The organism is Trichococcus paludicola (assembly GCF_003052295.1).
Lineage (GTDB): Bacteria > Bacillota > Bacilli > Lactobacillales > Aerococcaceae > Trichococcus > Trichococcus paludicola.
Map to the genome: position 1 here is coordinate 342652 of NZ_QBLC01000003.1, position 16921 is coordinate 359572.

The following is a 16921-nucleotide window of genomic DNA, read 5'->3' on the forward strand; positions in this document are numbered from 1 at the left end:
CACATACAGCATCGAAAATTTGAGAGGAGAAATGAACTTGCCGAAAATAAAAATAGAGAACGTAACGAAAATATTTGGTAAAAAAGCAGATAAGGCTCTGGAACTGCTTGAACAGAACAAGAGCAAGCAGGACATCCTGCGTGCCACTGGGGCGACGGTCGGAGTCAACAACGTCAGTCTTTCCATAGAAGAAGGTGAAATCTTCGTCATCATGGGGCTTTCCGGAAGCGGAAAGTCGACACTTGTGAGGATGTTCAATCGTCTGATCGAACCGACGAAGGGGAACATCCTGATTGACGGAGAAAATTTGTCAATCATGGACAAGAAGGAATTGCGCCAAGTCCGCAGGGAAAAAATGAGTATGGTTTTCCAGAACTTCGGCTTATTCCCGCACCGCACCATATTGGAGAACACCGAGTACGGTCTGGAAGTGCAAGGAGTCGCAAAAGCGGAGCGCAAGGAAAGAGCGCAACAGGCTTTGGAAAATTCCGGTCTGGGCGACTACAGCCATCAGTATCCTAACCAATTATCAGGTGGGATGCAGCAGCGGGTTGGTTTGGCCCGTGCCTTGGCGAATGACCCGGAAATTCTGTTGATGGATGAGGCCTTCTCGGCTTTGGATCCGCTGATCCGCCGTGAGATGCAGGATGAATTATTGGATTTGCAAGCAAACGTCAGCAAGACCATCATCTTCATCACCCATGACCTGAATGAAGCTTTGCGCATCGGTGACCGAATTGCGCTGCTGAAAGACGGGGAATTGGTCCAAATCGGTACGCCGGAAGAAATTTTGACCAATCCGGCAACGCGCTATGTTGAAAAATTCGTGGAGGATGTCGACCGTTCGAAAGTACTGACTGCCGAACACATCATGAAGCGTCCAATCGTCATGAATATCGAAAAACATGGTCCGCTCTTCGCATTGGAATTATTGCGCCAAGAAGGGATTTCTACGATCCTTGTGGTGGACAATCGCCGCAGACTGAAAGGGTACATCACTGCCGAGGACGCTACGAAAGCTTTGAAAGCCAACACTACTAGAGTGGATGGCATCCTCAGAGAAGATATCCCGACCGTCTCCAAAGATACTACCTTGAGCGATATTTTCCCAATCATTCATGATTCAAGCTCGCCGGTCGCTGTCATCGAAAACGACAGATTGGTGGGTGTCCTTGTCCGAGGAGCTGTCATAGCTGCTTTGGCGGGAGAAAGTGAGGTGTCCGTAAATGGATAATCTATTGAATTTCATACCTGAATTACCGGTTGCCGATTTTGCTGAATACATCACAGACAAGACCGCCGATACATTCAGTTTCCTGTTCGATCCGATCAAAGAGTCTTCGCAGACATTGATCGATCTGATGACCTCAACGCTGACTGCCATCCCGGCAGTCATTCTGATCGCATTAGTGGCGCTATTGGCGTTCTTTGCCTCGGGTAAAAAATTCGGGCTGGCCATCTTTTCTGTCGTCGGACTCTGGTTCGTTCATAACCAAGGGCTCTGGGAAGACTTGATGTTCACCTTGACGTTGGTCCTGTTTTCGAGCTTGTTGTCCGTCTTGATCGGAGTGCCTTTCGGTATCCTGATGGCGAAAAACAAAATCGCGAACAACATTATCAATCCGGTCTTGGATTTCATGCAGACGATGCCGGCTTTCGTTTATCTGATCCCGGCCGTAGCGTTCTTTGGAATCGGCATGGTTCCTGGGGTGCTTGCGTCACTTATTTTCGCAATCCCGCCGACCGTCCGCTTCACGAATCTGGGGATCAGACAAGTTTCCATCGAATTGGTTGAAGCAGCCGAATCATTCGGCAGCACCGGCGCGCAAAGGTTATTCAAAGTCGAATTGCCGCTGGCGAAATCCACGATTATGGCCGGCATCAACCAAACCGTTATGCTGTCCTTGTCGATGGTCGTCATCGCTTCGATGATTGGTGCACCCGGATTGGGCCGGAATGTCCTTTCCGCTTTGCAACGCGCCAAAATCGGTTCCGGTTTCGTGTCCGGGTTGGCCTTGGTTGTGCTTGCCATCATCATCGACCGCTTGACCCAGAAATTCAGTAAAAAAAGTTCAACATAAAGACTAAATCGTTCCTAATTGCCAAACAAAAAGGAGAGAAACATACCCATGAAAAAATCAACAAAACATAACTGGAAACACCTCGGACTTACCGCCGGATTGGGCTTAGGAGTCACTCTGATCGCCGCCGGATGCGGTGCGACAGAAGATAAAGTATCCATGGAAGACACAGTCGGCAAAGGCCAGGAAATCGAACTGGCTTACGTCGAATGGGATGACGCAGTGGCGACAAACTATGTCGTTGCCCAAGTGTTGGAAGACCTTGGTTACGATGTGACGTTGACTCCTTTGGACAACGCGATCATGTGGGAAGCCGTCTCCACAGGCGAAGCGGATGCTATGCTGAGCGCTTGGCTGCCAGGAACGCACGGTGCGCAATTGGAAGAATACGGCGATAAGATGGTCGACTTAGGCGGAAACCTTGAAGGCGCGAAAATCGGTCTGGCCGTTCCAACCTATATGGATGTCGACTCTGTCGAAGATTTGACCGATCAAGCCGGCAAATCCATCACCGGAATCGAGCCAGGCGCAGGTATCGTGGCAGCTGCTGAGCGTGCCATAACGGATTACTCGAATCTGAGTGATTGGGCAATTGAAACGTCCTCATCCGGCGCAATGACCGTCACACTCGAACAAGCAATCGAAAATAAAGAAGACATCGTTATAACAGCCTGGAACCCGCATTGGATGTTCTCGTCCTATGACCTGAAATATCTGGATGATCCCAAGGGAACTTTCGGCAGCGAAGAAACGATCCACACGATGGCACGTGAAGGACTCGAAACCGACATGCCTGAAGCTTATCAAGTATTGGATCAATTCCACTGGACCATCGAAGATGTCGAAGCCTTGATGCTTCAAATCTATGAAGGCGAATCAGCCGAAGACGCTGCTGCAGCCTTCGTTGAAGCCAATCCGGATCTAGTCGCAGAATGGACTGCCGGCATAGCCAAATAACAGAATGTTGAACACTAGCAGGAGCTGCTGCCTCATTCCGAGGCAGCAGCTCCTGCTTTTTTGGTAAAAGCAGCCTGGGTTGTTTGGCTGTCCGATTAATGGGTGTTATCGGACAACCATCGAACCGAACGTGCAGCGGTTGTCCGATTCATCGACGTTATCGGACAACCTTCGAACATTTGATCCAAATGTTCAAAGCGCAATGGTGAGACGCGGAAACTGGACAACAACATGGAATTTATTCATTTCACGCAAAAAACGAAGACGAACAGCATCCGCATGCTGATCGTCTTCGCTTTTTTGCGTTCTTTTGAACATTTTTTCCTATCCTATTCTTTCGTGTACATTTCTTTATCCGACAGCACGTTCTGTTTGCCCAACAACAGATTTTCGAAAAACATTTTCAAGGACTGTTTATCCTGTTTCTCGCCCTGATAATAGTAGAGCACGAGGGCATTCCTGAAGTAGGCGGCATGTTCGCTGAAGAGCGAATAGTCGATATGTAGCCCTAATTTTCTCAAATATTGGATACCGAAAACGGCGACCGTTCGGGTATTTCCTTCCCTGAAAGGATGTACTTGCCAAATATCTGCCAAAAATGCCATCGCATGCAGCGCTTTTTGCTCGTTGCTCAGATTTCTGTACGAGAAATTCTGTTCTTTTTCAAAATCGTACGCCAAAGTATCCTGAATCATGAAATGCGAACTGTATTGGACCGTCTCTCCATCGAGCACAGGCTCTTTCTTGGTGATGTTCACCGCCCGAAACTTACCCACAGGAATTTCTTTCGTGAATGCATCTGTGAACAAGTGTCTGTGGATGCCCAACAGCGTGGAAGGGGAGAGCAGGAAGTGATTTTCAGCCAACAATTCCGCAATCCGGAGCGAAGCGATGTCCGCCTCGACCGTGTTTGCATCCACCTGTGCTTCCCGGTGATAATCCGAAATTTCGCGATAAATGGCGTCGTATCCTTTTTTTCCTTCTATATGTTCGTAGGCCAGCTCAACCATGTACTCGGATGGGCTGAGGCCATCGACTTTTTGCAGGCCGAACGCAGTCTGCCAAAGCGCCAATTTAATCTGAGAAGGCAACTCGTTCTCGGCCACATCGTAGGTGGGTGGTAATTTGCCTTCGGGATAGTCCATAACCATGCCCCTTTCAATTGGGAAAGTAACGTGCTTTTAATGATTATACAACTAATTCAGGAAAGTTGCGCTGAGTCAGACGCCCAATTTTTCCTTCAAAGCTTCTGTCAGTGTCAACGAAAAATTGATGCCTTTTTCGATGCCGAGTTCATTCAAATAATTTGGAATCGTCAGCGTCTTTTTCACGACTTTGTTGTCACGCTGGGCTTTATATTTCTTAAAATTGATATCCACAAGTGTCTTGATCTGAGTGTTATTTTGTTGATAGGCGATTTGATCTGGCAAGGGTAGCGGCTCATTTTGCTCCAGTTTATCGATGACGGCAAAGCCGATATAATCCCTGGCCATCGTGATCGCTTCCGCCAAGTCTTTCCCTTGTGTGTAGCCATCCATATCCGGTATCTCGACGAAATATGGATATTCCTCGACCAAATCGACGGTGATGTAGATGGGATAGATGTATATTTTATCTTCAATCATGAGGGTTCCTCCTGTAATGACTGCATTCCTCTATATGATTGATTGTACGTGTGTTATACGTGCAAGTCAAATTTGTGCTGCACTGAATTGCCTATATCCCGAACAAAAGCGAGGACAGCCAGCCCCCTTCAGCTAGTTATCTTCGCTTTTTTGCGTTCTTTTAAACATTTTGTCTTTTATTTATTAGGTAAACTTCCGAATATTCTCCCAAACTCGATCCTATTTACGGCAGATTTCCTCACATGCTTCCACTTCATAACCGCCAAAAAACTCTTTCGCAATCAAAACATGTCAGTAAAGCTGACGCGCATTCCTGGGAACTGGCGTCATTTTCTGTAATGGCGCTTAAATATATCGATAGTTATTTCGCCTCATTCCACCCATAGCAAACTTGAAAGCCCTCACAATTATCCAGAAGAATAAGTCAGTTTCTTTTCAGAAAAACCTTACATAACTGACAAAGAACAAGAAATAAGCCTCGTTGTAAGCGGAATATTTTTCGGATGAAAGCAGAAATGTCACAAATGCTATCATGAAATTAGAGCTTTTTATTTACGATGAATCCGAATCCCCGTATTATGGGGACATATTAGAAATTGATTAAAAGAAAATTCATCGGGAGGGAACAGCATGACAGTGAACGCAACATGGAATACAACGGAAGCAACAACTTTAACCGGAGAAGAAGTAATAGCGATGGATCAACAGTACGTGATGCGGGCCTGGTCGAAGCAGGGACAGGTCGCGATGGCAGTCGAAAAGGCGGAAGGTATTTATTTCTGGGACTATGAAGGCAACCGTCAAGTGGACATGTCTTCCTTATTGGTGAACGCGAACATCGGTCATCAGCATCCAAAAGTCGTGAAGGCGATCCAGGATCAGGCTGCAAAGATGTGCTTCATGGCACCGAGTTATGCGACCGATGTGAAGTCTTTGTTGGCGAAGAAACTGGTCGAGCTGGCCGGCGGGGATATGGCGCGGGTGTTCTTCACGAATGCCGGAGCCGACGCGAACGAAAATGCAATCAAGATGGCGCGGATCGCGACGGGCCGCACAAAAGTTTTCAGCGGCTACCACAGCTACCACGGCGCTACGCTTGCCGCTTCCAATGCTTCCGGAGATTCCCGCAGGTTCGCAGCGGAAATCGGCGGCGCGAACGGTTTCGTGAAATTCTCCAATCCTTCTCCTTACCGCGACAATCTTCCATTTGAAACCGAAGAGGAACTGACGGCTTTCTATCTGAAGAAATTGAGTGAACAGATCCAATACGAAGGCCCGTACAATGTGGCGGCCATCCTCTTGGAAACGGTCATCGGCGCGAACGGCATCATTGCCTATCCAAAAGGCTATCTGGAAGGGGTGCGCAACCTCTGCAACAGCTATGGCATCGTGATGATCCTCGATGAAGTCATGGCCGGCTTCTACCGGACCGGGACAGCCTTCGCTTTCCAACAATATGGATTCACACCGGACATGATCACCTTCGCCAAAGGGGTGACATCAGGCTATGTGCCGCTGGGAGGCGTGATCGTTTCCGAGTGGATCAGCGAATACTTCACCGAAAATCAACTCCAATGCGGCTTGACCTACAGCGGCCACACCTTGGCTTGCGCGGCCGGCTTGGCGACTTTAGAAGTCTACGAGGACGAAAACATCGCCGCAAACGTCGAAAAGATCGGTACACTATTGAAGGGCTACTTGGAAGAAATGAAAGCCAAACACCCTTGCGTCGGGGATGTCCGGACTTACGGCCTCTTCTGCGGGGTGGAGCTGGTGCTCGACAAGGAAACGCGCGAGCCGCTTGTACCGTTCAACACGCCGAACCGGATCATGCCGGCCATCTACAAGGAACTGAAGGACCGAGGCTTCTCGACTTTCGGCCGCGAAACGACGATCAGTGTCTGCCCACCGCTTACGATCACCGAAACAGAGTTGGCTGAAGTACTGCCGATCTTGGATGAAGTGCTGACGCTTGTCGATGAAACCTATATGTAAAATGCGCCGGGTGCTGGCCGCACCACATTTCAAAAAATTATCTTTCAGAAAATCTACTAACTAATGAATAAAACAGCCTAAAGGGGTGGAGCGCATGCTAGTGAAAATTGAGGCCATCGTGAGGCCGGAGAAGACGGAACAGATTTTGGCGAAACTCGCTGAGAAAGGGCACACCGCCGTGACGCGGATGGACGTATACGGACGGGGGAAACAGGCCGGCATTCATATCGGCGACGTCTTCTACGACGAGCTGCCGAAGGAATTGCTGTTCCTGGTGGCCGAAGCAGCCCATGAGAAAGAAATCATCGACGTCATCACCACCCAAGCGCGCACAAGCGATTTGGGAAATTACGGCGACGGCAGAATATTCGTGCACGCAATCGAAAATGCCTATACGATCAGTAGCGGCGCAGAAGGACTGTAAAGGTGGGAATTGTATGAAGGAAGTGACAGCGATCATTCGCCTGAACAAGGTGACGGAAACGAAACAAAAACTGGCTGCAGGCGGCTTTCCGGGTTTCACTTGCCGAAAAGTCTTCGGACGCGGCAAGAATCCGCTGATAGGGAGAGACTTCCGCGAAGCAGTCGGACACAGCGTGCTGATGCCTAAACGGATGTTTACGATTGTGACGGAGGATGAGAATGTGGAAAACGTAATCGGCATCCTACTGGCGGTCAACAGCACCGGCCAGGCGGGGGACGGCAAGATTTTCGTGCAAACGATCGCCCGCGAATATCAGGTACGCCGCGCATGAAACAGTTTAGGCGAAAAGAGACCAAGGAGGACAATTTTATGAAGAAAGCAGATACGCTCACAAGCGATGCACTGATTCCCGAGCAAAGCACGTCCGCGATCGCGGTAAAGAAAAGACGAAAGAGGATCCAGCCGGAAAAAATGATCACCATCGGCACCGTCGCAGCGATCATGGTGCTCTGGTATGTCGTTACCGCGCTGGGGCTGGTCAGCCCGATGCTGCTGCCAAGCCCATTGGCGGTTTGGACGGCCTTCGTGGAGATCCTATTCAACGGCTATAAAAGCTACTCCTTGCTGCAGCACATCGGTACCAGCTTATGGCGCCTGCTCAGTGCCTTCGGATTGGCGATCATCGTCGCTATTCCGTTGGGATTGCTCAGCGGCTACAACACGAAGATCAAAGCGGCCTTGGATCCGATCATCAACTTCTACCGCCCGCTGCCGCCATTGGCTTACTACACTTTGTTGGTCATGGGGCTTGGGATTGGGGATGCTTCGAAAGTCGCCTTGCTGTTCTTGGCAGCCTTCGCGCCGATCTACGTCAGCTGCGTCTCCGCCGTTGCGAAAGTCAACACAGACTTCATCAACAGTGCGAAAACGGTCGGCGCCAGCCAGACCCAAGTGTTCTTCCATGTCATCCTGCCTTCTTGCTTGCCGGATATCCTGACGAGCCTGCGCACCGCACTCAGCGTCGCCTATACGACCCTCGTTTCGGCTGAAATGGTTGCGGCCATGACCGGGATTGGCTGGCTGGTCCTGGATGCCAGCAACTATCTGCGCAGCGATATCGTTTTCGTCGGCATCATCATCATGGGCATCACCGGCATTCTTTTGGATAAAATCATCGTCATCGTACAAAATAAATTTGTCCCTTGGGCAGGAAAATAATCGGAGGCTTTTATGAAAAAAAACCACATGTTCTCTAAACTACTGTTCTTATCTTGTTCCGCGCTTTTGTTCGCGGCTTGCGGAGGCGCCGACAGCGCGACCGATTCTTCCACCGCATCAGCGGATGGCGACCTGCCTGATAAAGTCATCATTGCAACTCTGGAAATGCCCAATGACGAAGGCATCGCGAAAGCGGAAGGTTATTTTGAGGATGAAATGGGTGTGCCGATCGAAATCGTCCAATTCGAAAGTGGCAAAGCGATCAACCAAGCCATGGTTTCCGGCGCCGTCGACTTCGGCTTGACCGGTTCGGGCTCGGCTGTATTGGGCATCGCTTCGGGCATCCCAATCGAAATGATCTGGATCCATGAAACGCTCGGTTCCGTGGAATCGTTGGTTGCCAAGAACGAGCTGAACGCTACCTCCCTTGAAGATTTGAAAGGCAAGAACATCGGCGTTCCTTTCGCCAGCACGGCCCACTACAGCCTGCTGCGCGCCATCACGGCCAGCGGCTTTGAGGAGACTGATTTCACCTTGATCGATCTGCAACCGTCAGACATCTTTGCGGCATGGCAACGTGGCGACATCGATGCCGCCTACATCTGGGAGCCTACCCTCAGCGAATTGCTGACTGACGGCACCATCGTTCTCCACAGTGGAGATGTAGCCGAAATGGGATACATGACAGCTAACGTCGAAATCGTCCACAGCGAATTCGGTGAAGCTTATCCGGATATTGTTGCTAAGTACATCGCTGCCGTCGATAAAGCCGTAACGCTTTACCGAGAAGATCCGGATCAAGCCATCTCCATCATCGCTGAGCAATTGAACATCACGGAAGAGTCCGCTAAGCTGCAAATGGAAGGTCAAAACTGGATTTCCGCAGAGGAACAATTAGATGCAGCTAACCTGGGGACATCCGATGCAGTCGGCGCAATGGCCGCTACGATGAGCGACATGGGTCAATTCTACCTGGATCAAGGCAACATCACCGCATCGCCGAGCGAAGCAGATTTTGCTGAAGGCATCAACACAACATACATCCAAGCTTACTTGGATTCGAAAGAGTAGGGGGAACCAATTATGCAGAGGACTTATGAAGGAAGCAACGGAAAGACAGTGGTAAAACTGGAGGATGTCGAACTGGTCTACAACAGCGAAATCGGGACAGTGACGGCCTTGGCCCAAGTCAATCTCGACATCCAAGAAGGCGAGTTCATCTGCGTAATGGGACCATCCGGCTGCGGCAAGAGCACGCTCTTGAACATCATCTCGGGCTTCATGCAGCCGACTGACGGCCAAGCCTTGATGAACGGCAAGCCAATCGAAGGGCCGGATTGGCAGCGCGGGGTAGTCTTCCAGTCGCCACCGCTCTATCCGTGGCTGACGATCAAAGAAAACGTCAATTTCGGCTTGCGCATGCGCAACATTCCGGAAAAGGAACGTGAGGCGATCACGGAGGAATACCTGGAAATCGTCGGACTTACCGACTTCGCCAACCGCAAGCCCTATGAACTATCCGGCGGGATGAAGCAACGCGCTTCCTTGGCCAAAGTACTGGTCAACGAACCGGGCATGATCCTGATGGACGAACCGTTCGGCGCGCTAGACGCCCTGACCCGCGACAAGATGCAGGCGCTGATCCGCCGCATCTGGATGAAGAACCAAAGCACCGTCTTCTTCATCACCCATGACGTGGACGAGGCGTTGTCCTTGGCGACGAAAGTCATCGTCATGTCCAGCCGCCCCGGCCGCATCGTGAAGGTGCTCGACACCGACTTTACCTACGACATGGACGGCGCCAACAGCGAAAGCGCCCGCTACTCCAAGCAATACATGACGATGCGCGAATCGATCCTGAACGTCATCAATCAAAAAGAAGAAGTGGCTGTGTGATATAATACCGCTAGACAATGAAAAATAATCCGAAGGGCAGACCGAGAAGGCGCGCCTTTCGGATTACTGTTTAATAGAGAAAAAGCTACTGGAGAAAGGGTGCATGGAATGGATTGGAATTATCAACAACCAGTGAAAATCATATTCGGAAACGGCAAAATTTCCGCCTTGAAGGAGGTCATCGAGGAGCTTGGAGAAACGGACGGCATCCTGATCTGTTCGCGTTCCTTCCGCAAATCCGGATTGGCCGACAAAGTCATCGCGGAAGCGGACGGCCTGCTGACCGCCGTCTACAGCGACGTATCGCCAAATCCTGAGGTGGACGAAGTCGATGCCTGCGCCGAACTGATGCGCGAGAAGGGCGCCAAATTTGTGGTCGCTCTGGGCGGCGGAAGCGTGATGGACCTCGCCAAGGCCGCCGCGACGATCGCTACGGTGGACGAGTCGATCAGGCTCTACCATGGCACCGGCAAAGCCTTGCCGGAAACATTCCTGCCTTTGATTGCCGTGCCTACTACATCCGGAACCGGCAGCGAAGTCACGAGCGTCTCGGTCCTGTCCGATCACGCAACCGGCAAAAAAGCCCCGATCTTTTCGCCGAACTTCTTCCCGGCCTATGCCGTCGTCGATCCGGAATTGACTTACACTTGTCCGCCGACCGTGACCGCCTGCTCCGGGATCGATGTCCTTTGCCAAGCAATCGAAGGCTACTGGAGCGTGAACCACCAGCCAATCTGCGACGCGTTGGCGATCCATGCCGCCAAATTGGTGTTTGAGCATCTGCCGATCGCCTACGCGAACCCGACAGACGTTAAAGCGCGCGAAAAGATGGCCGAAGCCTCGGTCATTGCAGGCCTTGCCTTTGCGCTGCCGAAGACGACATCTTCGCACGCTGTTTCCTATCCGCTCACGAACTTATACGGTATCCCGCATGGCGAAGCCTGCGGTCTGACGATTGATTACTTCGCCCAGGTGAACGCCCAGTTGGAGCCGGATGATCGCGTGGCCGCCTTCGCCAAAGCACTCGGTTTCGTCGATGCTCCTGCGATGGCCCAAGCCATCAAAGCGTTGAAAAAACAGATTGGCTTGCGGACGGATCTGACGGATTTGGACTTGTCCGATGCGCAAGTAGATGAATTGGTCCAGCTTTCCCATCACCCGAACCTCGAGAACAATCCAGTCAAGATCACGGATGATATCCTCTATGATCTGTTCGGGACATTGACCAAGAAAGATATGTATGTGGAGCAGCCGTAACCGGCTGTTTTTTTCTTTTGACTGATGCCGGAAATTCGGGGCATTTAGGCCCTACCTCCGGCGAGGCCCTGCTCGCAGGAGATTGGGAGTGATTGGAAGTTCCTACCTCCGATGAGGCTCCGCTCGTAGGAGGTAGGAACTGGTCGAGTATTTTGAACTCCGGCGAAGACCCCTCACGCCGGAGTTTGCCTGAGGATAATGTTTATTAGGACTAAAACACACGGTGCGAACATAAAAACATCCACTGGACTGAGGAAAATACAATCAGTCCAATGGATGTTTTTTTCATTTCATGCTGCTATTGACACGCTGATCAGATCATCAAAGCAGCACCGTCATCAGGATGATGAACGTCACGATGGAGAGGATGACGTTCAGCGAAAGAAAGTTCAGGATGAAGCTTTTGTCGGGGCAATCGCCTTCGATGAAGACCGGAATAATGAAAGTGGGCGGGCAGATGAACATGGTATAGACGGCCATCTGAAACAGCCGGTCCAAGCCGAGCAGTCTGTCGATGACGAAAGTGTTCAGCAGATAGGCGAACAGGAGCATCATACTGATCCTGAGCAATACCGCCGGGAGCGGCACCAAAAGCTGTTTCAGATCAAAGTGAAGCTCATAGCCGATCACAATCAGAACAAGCGGCAAAGTGATGTCTGCGAGCATTCCCGCGGCAGCCACCAAGGCGGAGGTCACAGGGTTCGTGTGGAAAAACGTCCGTCCGCCAAGCAAAGAGACCAGGATTCCCAAGAACATGGTTATCAGGAAAGGGGATTTGACTATATGTTTGACCTGATCCGTCAGGCTCATCCTTTTTCTGCCCGTTTGGTTGCAGCCGACTTTATCCAAAAATGTCGCGAGCACGATGAAGATGAATAACAGATTGCCGATATCGAGGATGGCCAATCTGTACAGGTGCTCGGCGCCAAAAGTGGAGATGAAGAGCGGATAGCCAATGATGCCGGTGACGAAGCTGGAATAGACGGACGGGAAGAACGCATTGGGCGATTTCCACATTTTTTTGAACAAAAAACCCATCGAAAAAGCCAACAGGCAAGCGATAAAAACTGCAACGGATCCCCATAAATAGTCCGCTTGCAGATCGGCATCCAACAAAATCAGAAATAAAAGGCAAGGCAAAGCCAGATTCATGATCAGCTTCTTCATGCCTTTGACGACATCGGCGCTGAGGAAGGCCGACTTCTCCAGAACAACCCCTGTCGTTATCAGAGCGATCACGGGAAATGCCTTCAAGGCAATGGTTATGATATCGTTCATGAAAAATATCCCCCTTCGTCAACTGGAAATGCACTTTTAAAAGATACCTGATGCGATAGTCCGTAAAGCGGCGAAGGGATGGCTGTAACAGTATAATCGCTGCGGACTTCCGCAAGACCATTTGTTTCTTCACTTGTATTGTGCGCCCAATAGAGCGGGTTATGCAAATGATATGACAAGGAACGGCCACCCGCATTCGCAACCTTTTTGAATGTCGAGGGCTTTTCATAGTGACCAGAATCATTCCGGCGTATAATGAATACAAGGAAACGAAAGTCAGAACAACAGACCTAACCTTTTGCTTTTCGTAAGGAGGTTTATGAAAAATGAAAAGAAAAATTGCTTTATTAGGGACGTTGACGGCAATTGCCGTATTATTAACCGCCTGCGTACAAAACGGAACTGCATCCGACGAATCAAGTAGCATCGCCGCAAGTAGCCAAAGTGAACTATTCGAGTCAACTGTTGGAAGCGGTAGTGAAGCATCTGTGGAAACTGACACAAGCATAGCCAGCACCCATTTGGCCGATCCATATTTCGCGATTTTTGCTAGCAAACAGTATGTGGCGCAATACCATTTCCAAGAGTTCACAGGGGATAAGCTGGAGGACCGGTCGATGACAGTCGCTGTTGACGGGGCGGATAAGGCAATCCGGATAAGCGGGGAGAATACAGACATGACTTACCTCACTTTGAACGGGTTGGCCTATGAAATCAATCACCTGAAACAGACGATTGCGCGGAATGAAGGTGCGGATCCTACTGAAGAAGCGAAAGATGACGGCATCATCGAAGCGCCGCCGTTCAAGGACATCGGCAGCACGTATGTGGGCAGTTGGGAGGATGAAAACCTCATCTATGAAGAATACTACGCCGCAAATGGCGACCGGATGTTTTATTATTTCGAGGGCAATCTCCTGCAAAGGATCCGCTCAGCTTCCGGGGAAAATCAGTTCAATCTCGATGTGATCGATATGAGCGACACCGTAGCACCGGAGTATTTTGCCCTTCCAGAGAATTATGAAATGCTTCCGTGAACATAAAAGTATAAAAAACATAAAAAGCATCATGGCCTTCAAACGTTGAAGGTCGCGATGCTTTTTGCATTCAGAATACGCCTCAAAAATATGGCCGGGAAAAGTCCTAAAATTAGCGTGCCGAATCAGGCGGACTTATAATGGAGATGAACGATACTCCATCAAGCGCATAATTATTCAACTTCCCCAACCATCCATTCAATATCATCTCGCATACCGCTATCATCGCAAGCAAATCCACGAGAGAAGATGGTCTACTGTGAAAAAAGCAACGAAAGTCTTGGTCGGCTGTAGTGTCGCTGCAGCAATCTTTTTCGGTTTCCGTCAGGCGGGTTTCTCATCTTTGACTGCTGTATTGGAGTCTCGGCTGAGTCGGTGGGTGATGTTTGGGGATGAAACATACATGACCCCGGTCTACAACGGAGATTATCGCCTGATATTCGATGAGAATTTTGACGAAAGTCCGCTCAATCCTGCCATCTGGAATGACCAGTATCTCGCCTCTTGGACGCCGGATATGGAGGCCGCGCGTGCCATCTACGAGGTGGAGGACGGCAATCTGAATCTGATCATCAATGAAGATACCCAGCCGTGGAATCCCGAATTCGACGGGACCGTCCGCACATCCAGCGTGATGACAGGGAACCGGACTGGGCTTCATGAATTCAAGGAGGGCCTGGAGGTACGTAATGATATCGAGCCATTTATGGGTTTCATTTCGCAGTACGGTGTCTTCGAAATCCGGGCGAAAATGATGAATAGCCTCGGCAATATGTGCGCCTGGTGGCTCGTCGGGATCCAGGACACACCGGAACAGGATGTGGAAGTGGATGTCTTCGAGAATGCCCTGAATTTCGGCAATGTCGTCACGGCTTCGCTTTACGCGCACCGGGACCCGGCAGCGTGGGAGCAGCATTTTATTTATGATGTCGACGATGCCGATTTGAGCAATGAATTCCATCTATACACTTTCGAATGGACTCCGGAAGGCTTCGTTTTTTATTTCGATGACGAAGAAATCGGGACGTTCCAGGCAGAGGTCGCCTATCCGATGATTTCCATCCTGTCAGCCTATGAAGGCCGCGAAAATTGGTGGGTAGGTCCTTTCGACCCGACCGCGCTTTACCCGAAAGTGTTCCAGATCGATTACATGAAAGTCTGGAAAAAGGTTCCGGAAAACTTTGAACAAGTCGATAAACTGAAAATCGTCTCCCAAGATGAAGCGACATTCACGCTGGAAGCCGGCCAATATGACATCGAGAACAGCCAACTCGTTGGGTTCCCGTCCTACGTCACCCTTCGTTACAATGACGGTACCGATACGCAGCAATGGGTCAACTGGGAGGAACTGACACCCGCCATGCTCAGTAAGCTCGACAAACCCGGTACCTTCGAAATCAAAGGGGAAATCATCGGCCAGCCAGAAGCAATCGTGGGCAATCGGAAAGCAATCATAAAAATAATCGTCACTCAAAACGAATAAATCACCGGGATTACACAATTTTTAAAGGCTCTTTGGGAGAGGGGTGAATCCGATGAAGCTGCTGCTGTCAAAGGCTATGGAAGTGCTGTATGCGGTCCTTCCCATCACGGTCATCGTTCTTTTGCTGCACGCAACCTTGACGCCGCTTGCTGACTTGCAGCTCGTCCGCTTCCTGATCGGCGCTGTGCTGATTGTCTTCGGTCTTTCTATTTTTCTTTTTGGGGCCAATTTGAGCGTAAGCCGCATCGGCAACGCCATGGGGGCGACGGTTTCAAAGCCTGACGACCTCGCATTTTTGGCAGGTGCCGGATTGGCCCTTGGTTTTATCATCACGATCGCCGAACCTGATCTACATTTCCTGGTAGAACAGCTTGATTGGCTCACATCCGGAGTGCTTATCAAGTGGGGAATCATATTCGCCGGAACGTTCGGAACGGCCATGTTGCTCTCTTTGGGGCTGGTCCGGATAGCTCACAACCTTTCACTCTACAAGATGCTGGCACTGCTGTATGCCGCCGTTTTCCTGTTGGCATTTGATGCCACTAACGCGACGACCGGTGTCATGGCGATCCCGTTCATTCTGGCGATCGCGTTGGGAAACTCGCAAGTGAAAAAGGCAAATGAAGATTCCAGCAAAGGCGGTTTCGGCTTGATCGGTGTCGTTTCGATTGGTCCGCTCTTCTCAGTGATGGTCATGGACCTTTTTGGAAACAGCGGCGCAGAAGCAACGGTTCAAACCGCAACGGGAAATTCGGATCAAAATGTGCTTGCTCCCTTTATTGGCCAACTGCCCATCACCGCTAAGGAAGTTATGGTCGTGTTGCTGCCGATCTTTTTGATTTTTCTGCTGATCCAGTGGATTTCTTTTGACATGTCAAAACAGGATGAAAAGGGAATCCTGTTCGGGCTGATGCTGACGTATGCGGGCTTATTCCTTTTCATGCTCGGTGCCAACGCCGGGTTTATGGAGGTAGGAAAGGCTGTCGGATACGGCGTTGCCTCTCTGGAAAATAAAGGTTATCTGGTCATCATCGGCTTCGCGTTGGGATTTGTGAATGTCCTGGCAGAGCCTACAGTTCACCTCCTGTCCCACCAAATCGAGGAACTCACTGATGGCTTCCTGAAAAGAAAGGTTGTACTGGCGGTGCTTTCCGTGGTAATCGGCTTAGCGGTGGCGCTCGTGATGGTCGGGATTGTTTTTCCCGACATCCAGCTATGGCACTATTTGCTGCCCGGCTATCTGCTCGCCTTGACGCTGACCTATTTCGCCCCGACGCTTTTCGTCAGCATTGCCTTCGATTCTGGAGGCGTCGCTTCGGGCCCAATGACCGCGACATTCATCTTGTCCTTCATCCAAGGTGCAGGCGAAGCTATGGGAAGGGAGAACCTGTTGGCGGAAAGCCTCGGCATGATCGCGCTGGCGGCAATAACCCCGCTCATCGCCGTGCAGGTGCTGGGAATCCTCTTTAAACGCAAATCCCGGGAAAAACGATAGAGAATAAGCGGGTAAGGATTAAGGCTTTCGGCTGAACGAGGAGCGGAGGATGCCAATCAGTCGATGCCCACGCGACATGTCAACTGAACGAAGAGTGAACAATACGAAATAGTTGAGACAGGGTATATAAGTCAGCCTCACGCCCATAGGAAACCCAAAAACCCGCCAACCCAAC

Annotated in this window: 14 protein-coding genes and 1 pseudogene; 12 read left to right on the forward strand and 3 right to left on the reverse strand. The window is 50.4% G+C overall.

What is annotated here, in order from left to right:
* Positions 1-31: 31 nt before the first annotated feature.
* Complete coding sequence (locus C7R56_RS06485) at positions 32-1234, forward strand: quaternary amine ABC transporter ATP-binding protein (RefSeq protein ID WP_407701479.1); 1203 nt, start codon at positions 32-34, stop codon at positions 1232-1234.
* Positions 1227-3038 (forward strand): annotated as a pseudogene (locus tag C7R56_RS09095) (ABC transporter permease/substrate binding protein). The gene C7R56_RS06485 and the pseudogene C7R56_RS09095 overlap by 8 nt, the downstream one beginning before the upstream one ends.
* Positions 3039-3367: 329 nt before the next feature.
* Here C7R56_RS09095 and C7R56_RS06500 read toward each other — a convergent pair.
* Both C7R56_RS06500 and C7R56_RS06505 read right to left on the reverse strand, forming a co-directional pair.
* The gene (locus C7R56_RS06500) at positions 3368-4183 is read right to left on the reverse strand and encodes a Fic family protein (RefSeq protein ID WP_107995745.1); all 816 of its coding nucleotides are present in this window, start codon (positions 4181-4183) and stop codon (positions 3368-3370) included.
* 75 nt (positions 4184-4258) lie between these two features.
* Entirely contained in the window at positions 4259-4663 is a 405-nt protein-coding gene (locus tag C7R56_RS06505; RefSeq protein WP_107995746.1) for a type II toxin-antitoxin system HicB family antitoxin, read from the reverse strand.
* Positions 4664-5293: 630 nt separating this feature from the next.
* Between C7R56_RS06505 and C7R56_RS06510 the strand changes: the two genes are divergently transcribed.
* From C7R56_RS06510 to C7R56_RS06540, 7 genes are all read left to right on the forward strand, one after another.
* A complete protein-coding gene (locus C7R56_RS06510) occupies positions 5294-6658 on the forward strand; it encodes an aminotransferase class III-fold pyridoxal phosphate-dependent enzyme (RefSeq protein WP_107995747.1) in 1365 nt (454 codons plus the stop codon).
* Between the two features lie 94 nt (positions 6659-6752).
* Complete coding sequence (locus C7R56_RS06515) at positions 6753-7082, forward strand: P-II family nitrogen regulator (protein WP_107995748.1); 330 nt, start codon at positions 6753-6755, stop codon at positions 7080-7082.
* Positions 7083-7095: 13 nt separating this feature from the next.
* Positions 7096-7413 (forward strand): P-II family nitrogen regulator, encoded by a 318-nt coding sequence (locus C7R56_RS06520; RefSeq protein ID WP_107995749.1) that lies wholly within the window; start codon positions 7096-7098, stop codon positions 7411-7413.
* 38 nt (positions 7414-7451) lie between these two features.
* On the forward strand, positions 7452-8300 hold the full coding sequence (locus C7R56_RS06525; RefSeq protein WP_107995750.1) for an ABC transporter permease: 849 nt from the start codon (positions 7452-7454) through the stop codon (positions 8298-8300).
* A gap of 12 nt (positions 8301-8312) precedes the next feature.
* Positions 8313-9371 (forward strand): taurine ABC transporter substrate-binding protein, encoded by a 1059-nt coding sequence (locus C7R56_RS06530; protein WP_107995751.1) that lies wholly within the window; start codon positions 8313-8315, stop codon positions 9369-9371.
* Between the two features lie 12 nt (positions 9372-9383).
* Positions 9384-10196 (forward strand): ABC transporter ATP-binding protein, encoded by an 813-nt coding sequence (locus C7R56_RS06535; protein WP_107995752.1) that lies wholly within the window; start codon positions 9384-9386, stop codon positions 10194-10196.
* A 108-nt stretch (positions 10197-10304) separates the two neighbouring features.
* Positions 10305-11453, forward strand: coding sequence for an iron-containing alcohol dehydrogenase family protein (locus C7R56_RS06540; protein WP_107995753.1), 1149 nt, complete (start codon positions 10305-10307; stop codon positions 11451-11453).
* 321 nt (positions 11454-11774) lie between these two features.
* On the opposite strand, the gene C7R56_RS06545 is transcribed toward C7R56_RS06540, so the two are convergent.
* Positions 11775-12731 (reverse strand): AEC family transporter, encoded by a 957-nt coding sequence (locus C7R56_RS06545; protein WP_107995754.1) that lies wholly within the window; start codon positions 12729-12731, stop codon positions 11775-11777.
* Between the two features lie 326 nt (positions 12732-13057).
* On the opposite strand from C7R56_RS06545, the gene C7R56_RS06550 reads away from it, so the two are divergent.
* From C7R56_RS06550 to C7R56_RS06560, 3 genes are all read left to right on the forward strand, one after another.
* Positions 13058-13768 carry a hypothetical protein gene (locus C7R56_RS06550; RefSeq protein WP_107995755.1) on the forward strand — a complete coding sequence of 237 codons (711 nt, stop codon included), beginning with the start codon at positions 13058-13060 and terminating at the stop codon, positions 13766-13768.
* A gap of 259 nt (positions 13769-14027) precedes the next feature.
* A complete protein-coding gene (locus C7R56_RS06555) occupies positions 14028-15251 on the forward strand; it encodes a family 16 glycosylhydrolase (RefSeq protein ID WP_107995756.1) in 1224 nt (407 codons plus the stop codon).
* Between the two features lie 52 nt (positions 15252-15303).
* Complete coding sequence (locus C7R56_RS06560) at positions 15304-16746, forward strand: DUF1538 domain-containing protein (RefSeq protein WP_107995757.1); 1443 nt, start codon at positions 15304-15306, stop codon at positions 16744-16746.
* The last annotated feature ends 175 nt before the right edge of the window (positions 16747-16921 follow it).